Genomic DNA, 18,049 nt, shown 5'->3' with positions numbered 1-18,049 from the left:
AACAGCAGATGCACTCAAAAGCGGTTTTGAGTGCATCTGCTGTTAGTCAGTTGGGATAAGAGACGTTTTGACGAGTAGCTCCTCCGCAGGAACAAAACCGTGCCTGCGGTAAAAGTTCTGTGATTGTGCGGACGGAGACAGGACCATGCGCGCCGCAGAGATGTCTTGTGAATAGGTGGTCGCCGCCTCCAGCAGCTTGCCGCCCACCCCACGATTGCGGTGGTCCGGGGAAACGAAGACGTTCCCCAGATAAACCCAACACGAGGACTTCTTTCCCGGCTTCGGCATCCGCTCAAACACCATGAGATTCAGCATGCCGATCGGCGTTCCGTCCAGCTCTGCCACGAACATGATGCGCTTATTGTTCTCCTGCCAGGCACGATACCTGTCTTCGAAGTCCGGGTCGTCGACGGGCGCTCCTGCTTGCTCAGCCGTCCAAAGGGCACGCAGGCGGATAAGGTCAGACGTTTCGTGAGGACCGGCCAGCCGAACAATGAGCACCTTAAAACCTTAGAACCTTCGTCTGCTTAGTAGGGATGAAGCATGCAGGCATAGCTGACAGCCGGCCGGACGGGATGGTTGGAGGGGTTATCCACAGATTGTCGCGCTCCTCCCAATTGGCTAACAGCAGATGCATTCAAAAGCGGTTTTGAGTGCATCTGCTGTTAGTTAGTTGGGATGGGCGACGTTTCCGGCGAGCAGCTGCTCCGCGGGAACGATCCGGTACCTGCTCGGCGGGAACGATCCGGTACCTGCCGGCGGGGCGCAGTTGCACCTGGGGGCTTGGCAGGCATCTGCAAGACTGAGTGCATGACGGACATCATCCTTGATCGTGCAGGCATTCCAGTGGTGCTTCGACGTGCCACGTTGGTGGACCTGTCGGCGGTCATCGCGCTCCTGGTGGAGGACCCAATCAGCGCCGCCCGGGCAGATCGCGGCAGCACGGAGGATTGGGCTACTTATGAACGTGCTTTCGAGCGGATCGATGCCGATCCGGCCCAACAGTTGCTGGTCGCGGCATCACCGGCCGGTGACGTCGTAGCCACGATGCAATTGACCGTGATTCCCGGTCTGGCGCGTGTCGGCGCTTCTCGGTTGCAGATCGAGGCGGTCCGCGTTCGGAAGGACCTGCGGGGACAGGGGATTGGCGGCGCCATGATCCGTTGGGCGGTGGACAGCGCCCCCGCCCAGGGCGCGCGGCTGGTTCAGCTAACCTCAGACGCCGGACGAACCGACGCGCACCGGTTTTATACCCGGCTCGGTTTCAAGGCATCGCACGTGGGATTCAAGTACGCAGTCCCGTCCGTCCCGTCCCTGCCGTCATTTGCCGAGCCGCAGCAGGCGCAGTGAGTTGGTGACCACCAGGGCGGAGCTGGCGGCCGTCGTCACTTGCCGAACCGCCGCAGGCGCAGCGAGTTGGTGACCACCAGCACGGAGCTTGCGGCCATCGCACCGCCGGCGATCATTGGGTTCAGCAGGCCCAGCGCCGCGACCGGGATGCCTACCGCGTTGTAGAAGAAGGCCCAGAACAGGTTGGTTTTGATGGTGGACAGGGTCTTGCGCGAGAGTTCGATGGCCGTAGCCACTTGGTCCAGCCCGTTTCCCATCACTGTGAGGTCGGCGGCTTCGATGGCGACGTCGGTGCCGGATCCCATGGCGATGCCGAGGTCGGCCTGGGCCAAGGCTGCGGCGTCATTGACGCCATCGCCGGCCATTGCCACCGTGGCGCCGTCGCCCTGCAGGGCCCTGACGGCATCGACCTTGCCCTGCGGTGTGACGTCCGCGAAGACATCTGCCGGGGCTATGCCGACGGCGGCTGCCACCTGAGCGGCGACGGCGGCGTTGTCTCCGGTGAGCAGGATGGGGCGGAGCCCGAGCTCCTTGAGCCGGCGGACGGCCGCAGCAGAGCCTTCCTTGATGGTGTCCTGCAGGCTGATGATTCCTGCGACGGCGCCGTCGATGGCAACCCAGATGGCCGTGGCCCCGGAGTCCTGCTCGTTCCGCAGGGCGGCCTGGTCCGCGTCCGTCAGGGAGATGCCGTTCTCCATCAGCCATCCCTCCCGTCCGGCGACCACCCGGGCGCCGCCGACCGTGCCGCGGACACCGCCGCCGGGGGCTGAGTCGAAATCCGTCACCGCGGATGTTCCGCCGGCGGATGTGGCAGCCGCCGCGATCGCTTGGGCTATGGGGTGCTCGCTGGCCGCCTCTACGGAGCCTGCCAAGCGGAGGACCTCGGCCTCGGTCCTGGTTCTGCGTGCCAGGGTGCGGGTCACGGCGAGTTTGCCATTGGTCACGGTACCTGTCTTGTCCAGCAGGATCGTGTCCACGGTGCGGGTGTCCTCGAGAACCTGCGGGCCTTTGATCAGGATGCCCAGCTGCGCGCCCCGGCCGGTTCCGGTCAGCAGTCCAATGGGTGTGGCCAGCCCGAGGGCACAGGGACAGGCAATGACCAGAACGGCGACGGCGGCGGTCACGGCGGCCTGCAGATCCCCGGTCAGCAGCAGCCACAGGACAAAGGTCAGCACCGCGATGCCGAGGACAATAGGGACGAACACGGCGCTGATCCGATCCGCCAGCCGGGCGATCGGTGCCTTGCCGGATTGGGCTTGGCTGACCAGCCGGCCCATCTGGGCCAGCGTGGTTTCGCTGCCCACCCGGGTTGCTTTAACCAGCAGCCGTCCGGAGGTGTTGATGGTCGCGCCGGTCACCGGGTCGTCGACGTTCACGTCCACGGGCATGGATTCGCCGGTGATCAGGGAGGCGTCGACGGCGGAGCGGCCCTCAATAACGATGCCGTCCGTGGCGATCTTCTCACCGGGCCGGACAACGAAAACGTTCCCGACGGCCAACTGGTCCGCGGGAATCCTGACCTCGGAGCCGTTGCGCAGGACGACGGCGTCCTTGGCTCCCAGGCCGAGCAGCGCCTTGAGTGCGTCCCCGGCCTTGGCTTTGGCGTTCGCCTCCAGATAGCGGCCCAGCAGCAGGAAAGTCACAACGACGGCGGCGACCTCGAAGTAGAGTTCGGCGTGGTCTTCCATCCCTGGATCAGCCGTCAGCGCGGGATCCAGGGCAAGTGTGAGCGCGGAAAACAGGAAGGCCGCGGTGACGCCGATGGAGACCAGGGTGTCCATGGTGGAGGCCAGGTGCCGGGCGTTGATGGCTGCAGCCCGGTGGAACGGCCACGCCGACCAGGTCACTACGGGCAGCGCCAAAATCCCGGCCACCCAGCCCCAGTTTGGGAACTGCAGGGCGGGGAACATCGAAATCAGGAAGATCGGGATGCTCAGCACCACGGCCAGAATCAGCCGGGGCCGCAGTTGGGCGGCAACCTTGCTGCCGCCTTCTGGGATCCGCTCGGCAGCGGCTGGATTTTTCGCGGCTCCCAAGCCGGCGGTCGAATTTCCCGGCGCGCCGCCGTCGTCGTGCGTGCGTAGGTCGTCGTCCGTGCGTCCGCCGCCGTCGCCCGTGTCAATGTCAGCAACGCCGCCGCCCGCGCCAATGCCGCGTCCGGCCGCGGCCCTAACCCTGGCCTTGTAACCTGTGGCATTGACGGTGTCCACGATCTGCTGGTCGCTCATGCCCTCCGGAACCGTGACCTGCGCGGACTCCAGCGGCAGGTTCACTGCGGCGTGGACGCCCTCGAGCTTGCCGAGTTTGCGCTCCACCCGACCCACGCAGGATGCGCAGGTCATGCCCTCGATCTCGAGTTCGATGACCCGGGTCGGTGGCTGGCGGAGCAGTTCTTCGGTACTCATGAGATGGTCCTTCAATCTCTCTGTCGGCTTAAGTTTTCCGGTCAGGCGTCGCTGGCGATGACGAGGTATCCCGCTTCAGCAACAGCCTCGCCGATTTCTTCGGGCGAAATCGTCAGGTGTGAGGTGACGGTCGCGGTCGAGACACCACCCGCGTTCAGGTCGACGCTGACGTCGTCGACGCCCTTGAGGGACTTGAGTTCCTCCATCACCGAGGACACGCAGTGCCCGCAGGTCATTCCCGAAATGCTGACGGTTGTTCTTATGGATTCCATGTTCCGGTTCCTTGCTCGTTGGTCTGTGGCGCCCATGACAGTGGGGCTTTAGCGCAGCAGCCGGCCGATGGCGTCGCTGGCTTCCTTGACTTTTGCCTGGACGATCGCGGGGTCACCGGTCGCCTCAGACTCGTGCGCCGCTCCGACGACACAGTGGGCGATGTGGTCCTCGATCAGGCCGAGGCTGACTGCGTGCAGGGCCTTGTTGATCGCCGCCACCTGGGTCAGGATGTCGATGCAGTACTTGTCCTCATCCACCATCCGGGCGATGCCGCGCACCTGGCCCTCGATGCGCTTCAGTCTGCGCAGGTAGGCGGCCTTATCCGTCGTGTAGCCGTGGTCGATGTGTTCATCAACTATTTCGCTCATGATGCTTCCTTCCACTGCAATGGAATCTATACCCCTTGGGGGTATTTAGTCAAGAGTGCGGGAGATAACGCGAACTGTCGCAGCCTGCCTCGCTGCTCCCACCGGCCGACAGACTTCGTGGCCCACGCATGAACTAGGCTCGTGCCATGCTGACCGTGCCGCTCGTCGTAACCCCGGACGCAGACGATCCAGGATGCGCGGACGTCACTGTTGACGGGTTCATTGGCGGCCGTCCCTACCGATTCATTCTTGATACCGGCGCAGCCCGGACACAGGTCGTCCCCGACGAGTTCACCTCGGGATTCCCCGCGGTGGGCGAGTCCAGTTCGCAGGCGGTCTTCGCCGCGGCCAGCGACCATCTCATTGATATCCCGGAGCTCACCGTCGGACCAATTACCCGCTCGCCAATGCGCATCACGCGAACCCACCCCTGCCAGCCCGGCGCACGCAACCTCCTGGGTATGGACCTGCTGAAGGAACATCGCTGCCACTTTTCCTTCGAGCGGCAGTGCCTGGAGATAGGGCTGGACAAGTACGTGGTGCATGGTGCTCCGCTGCATTTGGACACAAAGGGCCACCCTTACGTTGACGCGCACTTTCCCCTTGGCGTCGTTGCCCATACCGTTTGGGACAGTGGCGCCGGCATCACGATCGTGGACCAGAAGTTCCTCGCGAAGCACAGCCGCCACTTTCGGGAGGTCGAGCCATCGATGGGTACGGATGGAACCGGGACCAAGGTGCAGACTCCTACCTTTCTCATGAGCGATGTGTCCATCGGGGGAATTCAATTTGCTCCGCACCGGGTGGCCTGCATTGATCTGGCTCGGGCCAACGAAAATCTGGCACTCCCGATGGACCTGATCCTCGGCTACACCACGCTCTCCCAAGCGGACTGGCTGATGGACTTCCCGCGGCGCGAATGGGCCATCACCCGGTGCTGAACACTCTGGAGGTGGACAGCACGCCAGCCTGGTCGGCGCTGGAGTCCGTGTGGCCGCACCTGGACAGGGCTCAGCCGCAATTCAGCCATGGCGCCTTCCACCATGCCGCCGTGCTGGGGCAATCGGTCGTGGCACGCGTCTCTTTCGCCAACGGTCATGCCGCGCAAACCAGGAGTGAGCATCAAAACCTTGAGGCGTTCGCTGATCTTCGGCTTCCCTTCGCCGTTCCATCGCCGGTCCATGAACCCTTTTCCACACGGGCTGGTCCGCTCAGCTCAATTCCTTTGTGAACGGCGCGCACCAATTACAAAGGCCGTGGCATCACGTCCGGACAACGGCAGAACGGGTGCTCAATGGTCTGTGGGATTGCGCCACCCCAGGACCAGGCGCGCTGCGCCCGGTACGGGACTGGTGCGGCGCGGCCCGTTGGCCTCAACTCGTGGCAGAGATCACCGCGCCCCTGGATCGAGCGGTGGCTGGAGCTGCGGAACGAATCGTCGCTGACGTCCTGAGCGCTGAAGAATCTGGGTCCAAGGTCCTGGTTCATGGTGACTTTGGGCTTCAAAATTTTTTGTGGAACGGCGCTGATTTTTCCGGTCTCATTGATCTGGACAACGCGTGTATCGGCGACCCGGCCATGGACCTGGCACCGCTGATCGGCACTTTTGGAACGGCAGCTGTCGCTGACATCGCTCAAGGCGAGCTGCTTGAGAGGGCAGGAATTCATCGGGCTTCGCTTTCGCTGCAGGTCGCCGCCGCCGCGCAGTTGGCGAACGACTGCAAACTGCGGGATTTTGCAGTGCAAAACTTTACCAATCGCTTCAACAACGGAACTTTGTACGACCCCAATGGCCTGCGGCCGAGCTGAGATGTGCATGCGCTTCGACTGGGACGAAATAGTGCCCTGAAGATGGCGTCCACGACGGATTGGCCCGGCGGTTGGTTGACAGAGGCGACATGATGGGCAGATGAGATCGGACCGCCCCATCCCCGGTAATCCATGGCCGCACGACATGGTGATCACCGTCGATGCACCAAACAACATCATCGAATTCTTGTTCATTCACAGCGCCTGGAGAATCGCGTCGGAGCAGCCGCTGCCGGTGCTCGTCCCGGAACCCCATCACGGCACGTCGTCGCCTCCACCCGATGTCGACGTCCAGGAGTGGTCGCGCCGGTGGCAGCACACCTGGGAGCGCGCGTGGCAGTGGTACTCCAGGTGGGACAAAGCTCAGCTCAGGGCCGAGTGGCTGCGCCTTTCGCAGACGCATCCGCGGCTGGATCCGGCGTTCCAGCCGCCGTTCTGGGGGATGGAGCACGGCCGCGACGGGATCGACGGCGAGGCACTCGCCGCGTGGGAGGAGCAGCTTCGCCGCAAAGATGACCGGACGGGGTCGAAGGAGCCCGAGGTCGTCTGCCTGCCCGCGGTCATCGCGGCGTGGCGGACAGGCCTGACCACAGTGCTCACGCTGCCATATGAGGGATACTTCGCAGAACGGGTTCTGGCGACGCACCTCGTCGTTTCGAATCAGACCCGAACGGACCCGCAGTTGTACGCACGTGCGCTGACAACACCGCTGAGTCGGCAAGAGTAGGCACTGGGTTCGAGTCGGGCGGTCAGAGGCCGGCAACGACGACGGCAAGGTCACCGACGACGGCAACGGGGCCGACGACGACGACGGCAAGGGTGCGCTGTGCGGCGGAGCCGGTGTTCCTTAGGGGAGTACTGTCTCGTAAACCTGCTGGGCATAGTCGTCCAGGACGCTGACACATCGGCTGAGATGGTCCTGGGCTACATCCGCCTGCGGCAGCCGGAGGACGTCGCGGGACTTCAGTTCCCGATACCAGCGGCGCAGCCGGTCCAGGCTCTGTTCTTCCTCTTCGAGTTCGCCGAAGGTGAAGTTGGATTTGGCAACCTCGCGGGCTATTTCGGCATCGAACTTCCCACAGTCGGCAATGAACTCCTTCCATTCCTCCTCCCGGGCCTCGCTAAAGGCCGTCCGAAGGAGCTCGGCCCCGGCCTCATCCCGCGGCGCCGCATCGATCACTGTTAGCGTCCCGGATCCACGCTTTGCTAACTCCCGTGCTCGTTCCAGCGCTGTTTCAAAGGCGGGCAAGGCGGGCAGCGCCCATGTCCCCGGCGATACCGGTACGGCCCCCGTCCTGCGGAGTTCGCGCCAGACAGCGACCCGGTGCCGGGACGGTTGGGCAGGGATCTGCACCAGTATCAAAAACCATGTGTAATCTTCCTCTGTCACACAACAGAATGTAGCAGACGTTACACTAGGCTTTGATAATCAGCACATTGGTGCCGGACGTGAGGAACATACTGTCTTGAAGAAGCTGAATGCCGGACAGGTTCCTGCTGCGCTTGGAGGACTTCCCAGCTTCGGGAGTGGGACGCTTTGAACGCTTTCGTGAATACGATCCTGAGCGTAAATCCGCTGCTGGCTTTGACCCTGGTGGGGCTGCTGGTGTTCGCGGAAGACGCCTTATTCATCGGTTTCGTGATCCCGGGAGAGACTGCGGCCGTGCTTGGCGGCGTCGTGGCAAGTCGCGGCAACGTGCAGCTGTGGACCATGGCTCTCGTGGTCGTGCTGGCGGCCATTGTCGGTGACACCGTGGGCTACGAGATCGGCAAACATCTGGGCACCCGCGTGCTGAAATCCAAAGTCATGGACAAACGCCGCGCCAAACTGGACAAGGCCCAGGATTTCCTGCAACGTCGCGGTGGATCAGCCGTTTTCCTCGGCCGGTTCGTGGCCTTCTTCCGCGCCGTCATGCCAGCCCTCGCTGGGACGTCCCGGATGCCCTATCTCCGGTTCCTGACCTTTAACGCCGCCGGCGGATTAGTTTGGGGTGTCGGCTTCGTGCTGCTGGGTTATCTGGCAGGCAACTCCTATGAAGCCGTAGCCAAAGTGGCCGGCCGCGACATAACCGCCGGCATTGTGGTGCTGGCCATAATTCTTTTCGTTGTGTGGCGGATCCGCAAAGCGCGACGCCGCCACGGCAAAGATCCGGCCGCAGACCAGCGCTAAGCTGACGTTTTGGCGAAGGCAGCAATGACTGGCATTTGTGGACGAACTGGGCGGCACGGTCGCCACCACCGTTCAGAGCCGCGCGTCAGCGGGTGCTGCGGTTTCGGCGGGCCGGGAGTGGCGTCCGCGCAGCTTTGGGGTGTCCCGCCGGAGCTGCCGGCGCTCCCGCCGGCCCTCGACCAGCCGATACAGCACGGGGACCAGGATCAGCGTCAGCGCGGTGGAGGAGACCAGGCCGCCGACGACGACGATGGCCAGCGGCTGCGAGATGAAACCTCCGCCGCCGGTAACCCCCAAAGCCATCGGCGTCAGTGCGAAAATCGTCGCCAGGGCGGTCATCAGGATGGGACGAAGACGCTGGCGCGCGCCGTGTTCAATGGCGTCCGCAACGTTCATGGCGGGGCGGTCTCCGGAGGGTCTGCGGTACTGGTTGATCAAGTCGATGAGCACGATGGCGTTGGTCACCACAATGCCTACCAGCATCAGCATGCCAATCAGCGAGGGCAGGCCCAGCGGAACCCGGGAAAGCAGCAGCAGGCCGATGGCTCCGGTAGCTGCGAAGGGGATGGAAACCAGCAGGATCAGCGGTTGGATGAGCGATTTGAAGGTGGCCACCATAATGACGTAGACGATGGCGATCGCCGCGAGCAGGGCCAATCCAAGCTGGCCAAACGACTCCGCCTGCTGCGAACTGGCACCGCCGATCGTCGCAGTGGCGCCCGGCGGCAGTGTCACCGGGGCCAGCCGCTGCTGCACATCGGACCCAAGGCTTCCCAAGTTGTTCCCTGAAGGGGTGATCGAGACCTGAGCACTGCGCTGGCCGTTGGAGCTGGTGATCGACAGCGGTGTCTGGACCTGTTCCACGGTGGCGATGCTGCTGAGGGCAACGGGCCCAGCCGGGGTGGGAACCTGGACGCCCCGCAGTCCATCGATGCTCGTAAACTTGGTGCCCGTGCCAATCTCCACCTGGTAGTCATTCGTATCGATCCGGACCGTGCCGCCGGGCAGCGGGCTGATGGTGGAGGTCAGAAGGCCTGCCACCTGTGCTTCGCTCAGGCCCGCGGCCACGGCCTTCGCGCGGTCCACCCGGACCTCCACCACGGGTTGGGCCGCCGAGAGGTTACTGGAGATGTCGCCTGCTCCCGGCAGGCCCTTCATTGCTGCAGCGACGGCATCGCTGGCCGTTTGCAGGTCCGCGGAATTGGAGGCCTTGATGTTAATGTCCACCGTGCTGGACATGCCGAACCCGCCGGAGGAGGAACCCATGCTGACCTTGCCGGCGTTCTGGACTGTTGCCAAGGACGTCCGCACTGTCTCGGCCAGCTTGGTCTGATCGGCCTTCGCGTCCGTGACCACCTGGAAGCGCGCACTGGACGCTCCCGCCGAGGTCAGCGCCGCGAAACCGGAGGATGCGTTCCCGATCGTGACCTGGACGTCCTTGATGCCGCTGATCGTCCGCAGCTTAGCCTCGACCTTCCCGGCCGCCGCCGAGGTGGCGTTCAGGCTGGTACCCGGCGGCAGCGTCTGGGTGATCGAGAGGCTATTCTGTCCCGAGTTGCCCAGCAGGTTGGTGGGCAGGAACGGGGTCATGGTCGCGGTGCCAGCCAGGATAATTCCGCCGGCCACCAGGGTGATTACGGGATGCCTCTGCGTGGCAGCCAGCACCGGGAGATAGCCACGCTGCAGCCGGCTCTTGCGCTCCTTTTCCTCCACCGCTGCCAGCAGCGCCCGGCCTGCCAATGCCGCGCCGGCTCCCGCGACGCCGGCCCGCGGTGACTTCAGGAACCAGAACGCCAGCACCGGCACGATTGTCAGCGCCACGGCCAGCGATGCCAGCAGCGCTATCGTCACGGTCAGCGCGAACGGCCTGAACAGCTCGCCGGCAATGTTGCCTACGAACGCGATCGGCAAAAACACCGCAACGGTGGTCAGGGTCGATGCGGTCACCGCTCCGGCCACTTCCCGGATGGCAGCAAGGATGGCATAGAGCTTGTCCTCGCCGTAGCTCATGTGTCGTTTGATGTTCTCAATCACCACAATCGAGTCATCCACCACCCGGCCTATCGCGATGGTCAACGCGCCCAGTGTCAGGATGTTCAGCGAGTATTTGGTGGCCCACAGACCAATCAGGGTGATCAGCAGGGACAGCGGAATGGAAATGGCTGTCACCAGCGTCGAACGCACCGAGAGCAGGAACAGCAGGATGATCACGACGGCGAAGCCCAGTCCCAGCAGACCTTCAGTTGTGAGATCGCTGATGGACTTCTCGATGAAGGGGGCTTGGTCCAGCACGGTGGTGAAGTGGGCGTTGGATCCCAGCGACGCCTGCAGATCGGGAAGCTGCGCCTGGATCTGGTGCGAAAGCGAGACCGTGTCCGCCTCGGGCTTTTTGGTGATCGACAGCGCAAGCGTTGACTTGCCATTGGTGCGGGTGATGGACGTGGTGGGATCATCCTGCAGGCTCGCGGCAGCGACGTCGCCAATCGTCACAGTGCCCGCACCAGCGCCAGCCCCTGCGGCAGCGCCTGCACCAGCTCCGGTGGCAGGGCCACTGCCGTTAGCCGCGGCGTTGCCCGCCAGCGGGAGGGACCTGACGGCGGCCAGCGAGTCCACTGGGCTGCCAACCTGCACCGACAGGGTTTTCCCCTGTTCGGTCAGGGTGCCGGCCGGAACCAGGGCCCCATTATTCTTCAGGGCGTCGCTGATGGACTGCACACTGACGCCGGCAGCGGCCAGCTTGGCCCGGTCCGGCAGGATAGCGATGTGCTGGGAGTTGGCACCGGTGACGTCGGCGCCGCGAACACCGTCGATCTTCATCAGCGTGGGCACAACCAGCCGCTGCAGGTCGGTGTTGAGCGCGCTGAGCGACTTGTCTGAGGAAACGGCGAGGAAGACAATCGGAAAATCGCTGATGCTGCCGGCAATGGCCTGCGGCTCCACGTTGTCCGGCAGAGCCCGGCGTGCATTGGAGATGGCCCGGTCGATCTGGTTCCGGGCCCGATCCAGGTTGGTTCCGTAGGTAAAAGCGAGGTTGATGGTGGACACGCCGCTGCGCGAGGTGGAGGTGCTGGACTCCAGCCCTTCGACGGCGTTCAGGGCCGTCTCGAGCGGCTCACTGATCTGCTTGTCGATGACCTCGGGGGAGGCGCCGGCCATCGCGGTCAGCACAGTGATCTGCGGAAATTCGATCGACGGGATGAGCTCCTGCTTCAGCGAACCCATCGAAATGACGCCGAAAACCGCGGCAAAGATCGTGATCAGTGCGATCAGCGCGCGGTTGCCCAGCGAGATCCTGGCTAAGCGGAACATTTCAGCCTCCCAATAAGTACCGCCCGGTTCCCAGGCCCGACCCTAAGGGCCGGTTACCTCGCCGGTCGCTCTCGGGTCCGGGCGCCGGTCCACGCCCGTCCCGCCTCTCGGGTCAGGCGCGGACGCTGTCCAACTGCAGGGCGGCGGCCGTGCTGGCCATGGTCTGCTCCGCAAGTTCCGGGTTCTCGTTGAGCTTGGTTCCGAAGGTGGGCATCATCGCCCGCAGCGAGTCCTGCCATTCCAGCTTGAACTTCCGCGGGAAGCAGCGCTGCAGCAGTTCGAGCATGATGGGCACCGCCGTGGACGCGCCGGGTGAGGCGCCGAGCAGGGCTCCGACGGATCCGTCCGAGGAGGTGATGACCTCAGTGCCGAACTGCAGGATGCCTCCCTTCTTGGGGTCCTTCTTGATAATCTGGACCCGCTGGCCGGCGGTGATCAATTCCCAGTCCGCTCCATTGGCCTCCGGGAAATACTCGCGCAGGGCGTCAACCTTGCCGCCGTGGGTCTTGAAGACCTCCGAGACCAGGTATTTCACCAGTCCCAGGTTGTCCTTCCCGACGGCGAGCATCGGCACGATGTTGCCCGGCCGGATGGACAGTGGGAGGTCCAGCAGCGAACCGGTTTTCAGATACTTGGTGGAGAATCCCGCGTAGGGTCCAAAGAGCAGCGAGCGTTTGCCGTCCACATACCGGGTATCCAGGTGCGGCACCGACATGGGCGGGGCGCCGACGGAGGCCTGCCCATAGACCTTGGCGCTGTGCTGAGCGGCGAGATCCTCGTCGGTGCAGCGGAAGAACTGGCCCGAGACAGGGAAGCCGCCGAATCCGTTTCCCTGCGGGATTCCGGTTTTCTGCAGCAGATGCAGCGCACCGCCGCCGCTGCCGATGAAAACGAACTTGGCGCGGATCGTGCTGTGTTCTCCTGAGGAGGCATGTTTCAGCGCCAGCTCCCAGCGGCCGTCCTTGCCGCGGTGCACATCGGTGACTTCCATGCCGTAGTTGACTTCGACGTCGTTCGCGTCCAAATATCCCGTCAGCTCGCGGGTAAGGGCACCAAAGTCGACGTCGGTCCCCTCCGCCGCGCGGGTGGCGGCAACCTTCTGGCCGGCCGGCCTGCCCTTCATCACCAGCGGCGCCCATCTGGCTATCTCCGCGTGGTCCTCGCTGTACTGCATGCTGGAAAATAGGGGATTCGGCTTGAGCGCGGCGTAGCGCCGGCGCAGGAATTCGACGTGGTCATCGCCGATCACGAAGCTCATATGCGGCACCGAATTAATGAACTTCTTCGGTGACCCGATCATGGAGCTGGTCACCAGGTGGGACCAGAATTGCCGGGAGAGCTGGAACTGTTCGTTGATCGACACCGCCTTGGCCGGGTTCACCGAACCGTCTGCGGCCATCGGCGTGTAATTTAACTCACAGAGCGCGGAGTGGCCTGTGCCGGCGTTGTTCCATGGATCCGAGCTTTCCAGCCCCGGGCGGTCCAGCCGCTCGAACAGGGCGATCTTCCAGCTGGGTTCGAGCTGTTTGAGCAGCACACCCAAGGTGCTGCTCATGATGCCGCCTCCGATGAGGACAACGTCGGCGTTTTTGGTGTCTGAAATGAAAGTCACAGTCCATCTCCGGTAGCGGCGGGCCTAGCGGTAGAAGCGTATCGCGCCAAGGGATGGTTACTTAAATTGCACGGCGCCTCCGTCCCGGGCACGGCGCGTCCGTCCCGGCCCCGCGTTCTCAGCCGGCGGCACCCCGGAACTTCTAGTCGGCGAGTTTTATCTTGTTGAAGACCTCATTGAGCACCGGGCTGACCGGATAGCTGGCTACCCGAGCGGACATTGCCAGGGCGGAAATGGGGAATGCGATGGGAATGGCCGGCAGCGTCTGCACGATTTGCGTATTGATGGACTGGTACGCATCGTTGCGTTCGGACCCGTTGGGCAGGCTGCGGGCCCGGTCGATCTTGCTGACCAACTGCGGATCGGTCAGGCCGAACTCCCCGTTGGCCGAGCCGAACAGCGGACCCACGAAATTGTCCGGATCCGAATAGCCACCGTTCCAGCCCATCAGGTGCAGGGCGTGATCGCCCGGGCTGGTGACCTTGCCCAGATAGTCATCGGTCCAGGCGATGGGCACCGGTTTGATGTTAAAGCCGACGGCGGTGAGCTCGCGGGAGATTTCCGCATACACCTTTTCCGGCGTGGGCAGGTATGCCCGGGTGACGTTCAGTGGGTAGTAGAACCGGATCGGTTCGCCCTTGTAGCTGGAAGCCGCCAGGGTCTTTTTTGCCTTTGCCAGGTCGTAGGGGACGCCGGGGACCGAATTGTTGAAACCGCTGAGCTTGGGCGGGATGAACTGGGACGTCGCCTGCGTACCGTCGATGAAGAAATCATGAATCAGCGTTTGTTTGTCTATTCCCATGGCAATGGCTTGCCGGACCTTGTCATCGGCCATCACGGGAACAGACTGATTGATGCCCAGGTACATCACCGAGAACGGGTCACGCTGCAGGATCTGCATGCCGCTCTTCACCAAGGAGTCAAAGTTTCCCGGCGTGACCAGGTCATAACCATCGATCTTGCCCTGCTCCAAAGCGGCCAAACGGGCCTGTGGCTGCTCATAGGGAATGAAATTGATCACATCCAGCTGACCCTTTTCCCCCCAGTAATTCTTGTTTGCCTTGAGGGTAACGGTGCCGTTCTCCCATGAGCTGAAGGTGTATGGTCCGGTGCCCACCGGGTGCAGCCCATACTTGGAAATCCGGTGCCCGGCCACGGTCTCGGTGAGGTTGTTGGCGGCCATATCGGCCAGCGCCTTGGGCGAGGATATGTCGAAGGCAGGCAGCGTCAGTGCCTGCAGGAAGCCCGTCAATCTGCTGTTCAGCTCGATTTTGACGGTGCCCGGATTGGTGGCAACGCAGTCCTTGAATACGGATTCACGGGAGTCATTGGCGAAAGCCTTGAAGACCTGCTTAAAAGGCACCATGGCGCCATCCCCGCGGGTCGCCGCGGGAAGCGTGAACCAGCGGTGAAAGTTGGTGCAGACGGCCGCGGCGTTGAACGGCGTGCCATCCTGGAACGTGACGTTGTCCCGGAGTTTGAACGAATAGGACAGGCCATCCTGCAGTTCCTGCCAACTGGTGGCAAGACTGGGCGCCGGCGCGCCCGTGGTTGGATCCACGGTCACCAGGCCCTCCAAAATCTGCCGCGTGACCCGGTACGATTCTGAATCAGACACCAGTGCCGGATCCAGCCCCAGCGGCGTGACGCTGGTGCCAAAGTTGAAAATGACAGGCCCGCTGGCAGGATCCTGCGTCGGCGCGGGAACCGGCTGCGCCGTGCAGGCTGCCAAGGACAGTGCCAGCAGCGCCGCTCCGACTCGGGCGCCTCTGCGCACATGCGCTTTTCCCAGCACTAAAACTCCACTTCCTGACCATCAATACCGCGATTTTGCGGACAGCGTTCCAGTCTAGTGGACGGCGGAATTACGCAGCCCGAAGGCTGGTAACCGCGGCCAGCGTTATCGGCTATTATCAGACGCTGAATCAGTGGAATATATCGACATCAGCGAGAGTTGGACCCGGCATGGCAACAGATTATGACGCACCACGGACAAAGGACGACGACAGCGCCACCGAGTCGCTGGAGGCCCTGCAGGCCAACCGCGGCGGCGGCTCCCAGACAGCGCTGCTGGACCTCGAGGAGGCCGACACGGCCGAAGGTCACGACCTGCCCGGGGCGGATCTCTCCGGCGAAGAACTGCTGATCACGGTGGTACCGGTTCAGGCTGACGAATTCACCTGCTCCTCGTGCTTCCTCGTTCGGCACCGCTCGCAGAAGGCACGCGAGAAGAACGGGCTGGTCTACTGCAGGGACTGCGAAGGGTAGAAGCGTGAAGGCTGGAAGCGAGGGCACAGCACAGATAGGAAGAGCGGGTGTCCGAACGTTTCCGTCCGGCCACCCGCCCGTTTCCCTTGGCCAAATTAGAGGAGTCAACCAAGGATCCTGTGTCGGCACCCACCCGCCATGCGCAGCGGGGGGTGCCTCAAAGGCTATTCGGCAGGCTGTGCCGCTGGGATGGGTCGCGGCACGGATTCTTTTCGTGCAACTTTTCCGGCTTGTGCGCGAGGCGGGACTTGAACCCGCACACCCGAGGGTACAGGAACCTAAATCCTGCGTGTCTGCCAATTTCACCACTCGCGCCTGCTGATCGGCCTTCCGGCAAAGATCAGCTTCCATCCTACCCGGCGGCGACTCGTGGTCCCCGCCGATTCCAGCCGTCAGGAGCCAGGAACGAGGCTAGTCCAGTCCGAGGTCCCGGCGCAGTTTCGCAACGTGGCCGGTGGCGCGGACGTTGTACTGCGCCAAGGTCACTTTTCCCTCGCCGTCGAGGACTACTGTCGATCGGATCAGGCCCTCGTACGTCTTGCCGTAGTTCGTCTTTTCGCCCCACGCACCATAGGCCTCCGCCGTCGAGTGGTCCGCATCGGAGAGGAGAGGGAAGTTCAAGCCTTCTTCCTGCGCAAAGGCGGCGAGTTTTGCCGGCGCATCCGGCGATAAGCCGAGAACTTCGTAACCGGCGGACTTGAGTGAGTTAATGTTGTCCCGGAAGTCACAGGCTTCCGTGGTGCAGCCGGGAGTGGCGGCGGCCGGGTAAAAGTAGACCACAACGTTTTTCCCGTGCAGATCCTTCAACGCAACAGGATTGCCTGTGGAATCGGGCAAGGTAAAGTCCGGTGCTGCATCGCCGACGGTCAGTTTTTCAGCCATGGTTCCTCCTGCTGGTGGTGATATCTATTTCAGCTTAGCCGGGCTGTCCTCATCGGATCGCCGCCTGCCGGGCAAGTGTTCCATCCGGGTCTATAATGGCTGTTATGCCAGACATGGACCAGTGGCCTACCGGGCGCCTATTATCAACCGCCGCGCGGCTGGTGGAGCACGCGTGGAATGAACGCCTTGCGACCATTGGAGTAACGCATGCTGGCATTATTGCGCTCGATGTCCTTGCCGCGCAAGGTCCCATGACGCAGGCCAGACTTGCCGGAATCATCAAGGTCCAAGCTCAGACGATGGGCAAAACACTGGCCCGGATGGAATCGCATGGACACGTCCAGCGAGTCCGCAACGCCGAGGATCGGCGAAGTCACCTCGTGTCGCTGACCGATGCCGGACGTACCGCCATCACTGAGGCGCACTCCATGGAGGAGGGACTCCTGGACAGTGGTGGCTCCAATCCAGAGGAACTGCGCGGCAGCCTCCGAAGAGTCATTCGATCGCTGGCCGATTCCAAGGTGTCCAACATCCGCCCAGCGTTGTCCGCTGTCCCGGACGAGGCGGAGCCGCGGCGCAGTTCCGCCCAAAACGGCGGCTAGGAGCCTCCAAAAGGCTTTCAGCAGGGTTCTCCTGCTAATTACTTTTCTTTCTTCCCAAATTTTCGCTGCCCTGCGCTCCTCAAATTCGCCCTGCCCGCGGAAGTGGGCGCCTGTGCGCGCGTCACTACTTGGACGGCCGGTCCCGCAGGGTTTGTGCCGGCGCCGGATTGCCATATTGCGCGGACATTAGATGACCTTTTTCCGCAGACTTTGATGGCCTTATAGCCGGCGCCGCACCGCGCAAATGGATGCAGCAGCGAGTGGCTAACTGGTGGTACCAAGTAGCACGGCTCCTTAAACCGAGTGCAGCCCCGGAGCAACCGCGTGGCCGGATCCGGCCCCAACAAAAATAAACAGGTAGCAGCACTCTGTCTGCAGCTGCTCCTGATCTGCCAATGTGGGCCCATCGGTCTCCGTAGGCCTCCTCCGAGAGTCCGCCGATGAACAGCCCGTGCAGCACAGCCTGGCACCGCCGGTCCTAGCCGCACCCCGATCAAGGAGTTGCCCCATGCGCAAAATGTCGAAGAAGAACAAGATCATAACGGCCGCCGCTACTGTGGCCCTGGTGGCCGGCGGCGGCGGGGCAGCGTTTGCCTACTGGACCACCACCGGATCCGGTACAGGCACGGCAGCAAACTCCAGCGGTGGGGGTACCGTGACACTGCATTCCACCTTTGCCGCTGGCCTCACGCCCGGTGGCAGTGTGGACGTCGCGTACAGCGCGGACAACGCGACCACCTCGAGCACCGTCGTTGGTGTCCTCACGGCGACGGTCACGACCAGTGACGCGGCATGCCTGCCCGCATGGTTCCATGTCACCGCTGTGACAACGAACTCCACGGTAGCGCCTTCCACTACGGGGACTGCGGTGGGTGCGGGCAGGCTTTCCCTCGATGACCTCGGAGTCAACCAGGATGCCTGCAAGGGCGCCACGGTTACCGTCACCGTCGCCAGCAACTAACTAAGACACTGTCCGCGGCCGGCCGGAACAGCGGCCGGCC

Annotated in this window: 18 protein-coding genes and 1 tRNA gene; 9 read left to right on the top strand and 10 right to left on the bottom strand. The window is 63.2% G+C overall.

The window, feature by feature from the left end:
* Positions 1-42: 42 nt before the first annotated feature.
* Positions 43-501: a GNAT family N-acetyltransferase gene (locus IV498_RS16665; RefSeq protein ID WP_269048211.1), complete on the bottom strand. Its 459-nt coding sequence runs from the start codon at positions 499-501 to the stop codon at positions 43-45.
* Positions 502-810: 309 nt separating this feature from the next.
* On the opposite strand from IV498_RS16665, the gene IV498_RS16660 reads away from it, so the two are divergent.
* On the top strand, positions 811-1,350 hold the full coding sequence (locus IV498_RS16660) for a GNAT family N-acetyltransferase (protein WP_269048210.1): 540 nt from the start codon (positions 811-813) through the stop codon (positions 1,348-1,350).
* 35 nt (positions 1,351-1,385) lie between these two features.
* On the opposite strand, the gene IV498_RS16655 is transcribed toward IV498_RS16660, so the two are convergent.
* Genes IV498_RS16655 through IV498_RS16645 form a run of 3 tightly spaced genes read right to left on the bottom strand, consistent with a single transcriptional unit; the run spans position 1,386 to position 4,396 of the window.
* Entirely contained in the window at positions 1,386-3,755 is a 2,370-nt protein-coding gene (locus IV498_RS16655) for a heavy metal translocating P-type ATPase (protein ID WP_269048209.1), read from the bottom strand.
* Between the two features lie 41 nt (positions 3,756-3,796).
* The gene (locus IV498_RS16650; protein WP_269048208.1) at positions 3,797-4,027 is read right to left on the bottom strand and encodes a heavy-metal-associated domain-containing protein; all 231 of its coding nucleotides are present in this window, start codon (positions 4,025-4,027) and stop codon (positions 3,797-3,799) included.
* A gap of 48 nt (positions 4,028-4,075) precedes the next feature.
* Entirely contained in the window at positions 4,076-4,396 is a 321-nt protein-coding gene (locus IV498_RS16645) for a metal-sensitive transcriptional regulator (protein WP_269048207.1), read from the bottom strand.
* Positions 4,397-4,542: 146 nt separating this feature from the next.
* On the opposite strand from IV498_RS16645, the gene IV498_RS16640 reads away from it, so the two are divergent.
* The 4 genes from IV498_RS16640 (at position 4,543) to IV498_RS16625 (ending at position 6,932) form a co-directional block, all read left to right on the top strand.
* Positions 4,543-5,337 carry a retropepsin-like aspartic protease gene (locus tag IV498_RS16640; RefSeq protein ID WP_269048206.1) on the top strand — a complete coding sequence of 265 codons (795 nt, stop codon included), beginning with the start codon at positions 4,543-4,545 and terminating at the stop codon, positions 5,335-5,337.
* The gene (locus IV498_RS16635; RefSeq protein ID WP_269048205.1) at positions 5,331-5,627 is read left to right on the top strand and encodes a hypothetical protein; all 297 of its coding nucleotides are present in this window, start codon (positions 5,331-5,333) and stop codon (positions 5,625-5,627) included. The genes IV498_RS16640 and IV498_RS16635 overlap by 7 nt, the downstream gene beginning before the upstream one ends.
* Positions 5,624-6,205, top strand: a complete 582-nt coding sequence (locus tag IV498_RS16630; RefSeq protein WP_330059787.1) for an aminoglycoside phosphotransferase family protein — start codon at positions 5,624-5,626, stop codon at positions 6,203-6,205. Before IV498_RS16635 ends, IV498_RS16630 begins: the two co-directional genes overlap by 4 nt.
* 100 nt (positions 6,206-6,305) lie before the next feature.
* Positions 6,306-6,932 (top strand): hypothetical protein, encoded by a 627-nt coding sequence (locus IV498_RS16625; RefSeq protein WP_269048204.1) that lies wholly within the window; start codon positions 6,306-6,308, stop codon positions 6,930-6,932.
* A 120-nt stretch (positions 6,933-7,052) separates the two neighbouring features.
* On the opposite strand, the gene IV498_RS16620 is transcribed toward IV498_RS16625, so the two are convergent.
* Positions 7,053-7,595, bottom strand: a complete 543-nt coding sequence (locus tag IV498_RS16620; RefSeq protein WP_269048203.1) for a Chromate resistance protein ChrB — start codon at positions 7,593-7,595, stop codon at positions 7,053-7,055.
* 159 nt (positions 7,596-7,754) lie between these two features.
* Between IV498_RS16620 and IV498_RS16615 the strand changes: the two genes are divergently transcribed.
* Positions 7,755-8,375, top strand: a complete 621-nt coding sequence (locus IV498_RS16615) for a DedA family protein (protein ID WP_269048202.1) — start codon at positions 7,755-7,757, stop codon at positions 8,373-8,375.
* Positions 8,376-8,447: 72 nt separating this feature from the next.
* On the opposite strand, the gene IV498_RS16610 is transcribed toward IV498_RS16615, so the two are convergent.
* From IV498_RS16610 to IV498_RS16600, 3 genes are all read right to left on the bottom strand, one after another.
* Positions 8,448-11,684: an efflux RND transporter permease subunit gene (locus IV498_RS16610; protein WP_269048201.1), complete on the bottom strand. Its 3,237-nt coding sequence runs from the start codon at positions 11,682-11,684 to the stop codon at positions 8,448-8,450.
* Between the two features lie 112 nt (positions 11,685-11,796).
* Positions 11,797-13,296: a malate:quinone oxidoreductase gene (locus IV498_RS16605; protein WP_269048200.1), complete on the bottom strand. Its 1,500-nt coding sequence runs from the start codon at positions 13,294-13,296 to the stop codon at positions 11,797-11,799.
* Between the two features lie 142 nt (positions 13,297-13,438).
* Positions 13,439-15,088 (bottom strand): ABC transporter substrate-binding protein, encoded by a 1,650-nt coding sequence (locus tag IV498_RS16600; RefSeq protein ID WP_442951371.1) that lies wholly within the window; start codon positions 15,086-15,088, stop codon positions 13,439-13,441.
* A gap of 173 nt (positions 15,089-15,261) precedes the next feature.
* Between IV498_RS16600 and IV498_RS16595 the strand changes: the two genes are divergently transcribed.
* Positions 15,262-15,564: a DUF4193 domain-containing protein gene (locus IV498_RS16595; protein WP_269048198.1), complete on the top strand. Its 303-nt coding sequence runs from the start codon at positions 15,262-15,264 to the stop codon at positions 15,562-15,564.
* Between the two features lie 233 nt (positions 15,565-15,797).
* On the opposite strand, the gene IV498_RS16590 is transcribed toward IV498_RS16595, so the two are convergent.
* Both IV498_RS16590 and bcp read right to left on the bottom strand, forming a co-directional pair.
* Positions 15,798-15,879 (bottom strand) — tRNA-Leu (locus IV498_RS16590).
* Between the two features lie 96 nt (positions 15,880-15,975).
* The gene (gene bcp, locus IV498_RS16585) at positions 15,976-16,446 is read right to left on the bottom strand and encodes a thioredoxin-dependent thiol peroxidase (protein ID WP_269048197.1); all 471 of its coding nucleotides are present in this window, start codon (positions 16,444-16,446) and stop codon (positions 15,976-15,978) included.
* A gap of 161 nt (positions 16,447-16,607) precedes the next feature.
* Between bcp and IV498_RS16580 the strand changes: the two genes are divergently transcribed.
* Complete coding sequence (locus IV498_RS16580; RefSeq protein ID WP_442951370.1) at positions 16,608-17,048, top strand: MarR family winged helix-turn-helix transcriptional regulator; 441 nt, start codon at positions 16,608-16,610, stop codon at positions 17,046-17,048.
* A gap of 508 nt (positions 17,049-17,556) precedes the next feature.
* Entirely contained in the window at positions 17,557-18,009 is a 453-nt protein-coding gene (locus tag IV498_RS16575; RefSeq protein WP_269048195.1) for a hypothetical protein, read from the top strand.
* The last annotated feature ends 40 nt before the right edge of the window (positions 18,010-18,049 follow it).

The sequence above is a fragment of the Paenarthrobacter sp. Z7-10 genome (assembly GCF_026932795.1).
Classification (GTDB): domain Bacteria; phylum Actinomycetota; class Actinomycetes; order Actinomycetales; family Micrococcaceae; genus Arthrobacter_M.
Note: the sequence above shows the minus strand (reverse complement) of the source record. Positions and strands in the feature narration are given on the sequence as shown.

Bases quoted from the DNA above. Each gene is read 5' to 3' on its own strand.
- bcp (WP_269048197.1), bottom strand. From the start codon at position 16,446: ATGGCTGAAAAACTGACCGTCGGCGATGCAGCACCGGACTTTACCTTG.
- IV498_RS16650 (WP_269048208.1), bottom strand. From the start codon at position 4,027: ATGGAATCCATAAGAACAACCGTCAGCATTTCGGGAATGACCTGCGGG.
- IV498_RS16575 (WP_269048195.1), top strand. From the start codon at position 17,557: ATGCGCAAAATGTCGAAGAAGAACAAGATCATAACGGCCGCCGCTACT.
- IV498_RS16655 (WP_269048209.1), bottom strand. From the start codon at position 3,755: ATGAGTACCGAAGAACTGCTCCGCCAGCCACCGACCCGGGTCATCGAA.
- IV498_RS16610 (WP_269048201.1), bottom strand. From the start codon at position 11,684: ATGTTCCGCTTAGCCAGGATCTCGCTGGGCAACCGCGCGCTGATCGCA.
- IV498_RS16595 (WP_269048198.1), top strand. From the start codon at position 15,262: ATGGCAACAGATTATGACGCACCACGGACAAAGGACGACGACAGCGCC.
- IV498_RS16645 (WP_269048207.1), bottom strand. From the start codon at position 4,396: ATGAGCGAAATAGTTGATGAACACATCGACCACGGCTACACGACGGAT.
- IV498_RS16640 (WP_269048206.1), top strand. From the start codon at position 4,543: ATGCTGACCGTGCCGCTCGTCGTAACCCCGGACGCAGACGATCCAGGA.
- IV498_RS16625 (WP_269048204.1), top strand. From the start codon at position 6,306: ATGAGATCGGACCGCCCCATCCCCGGTAATCCATGGCCGCACGACATG.
- IV498_RS16660 (WP_269048210.1), top strand. From the start codon at position 811: ATGACGGACATCATCCTTGATCGTGCAGGCATTCCAGTGGTGCTTCGA.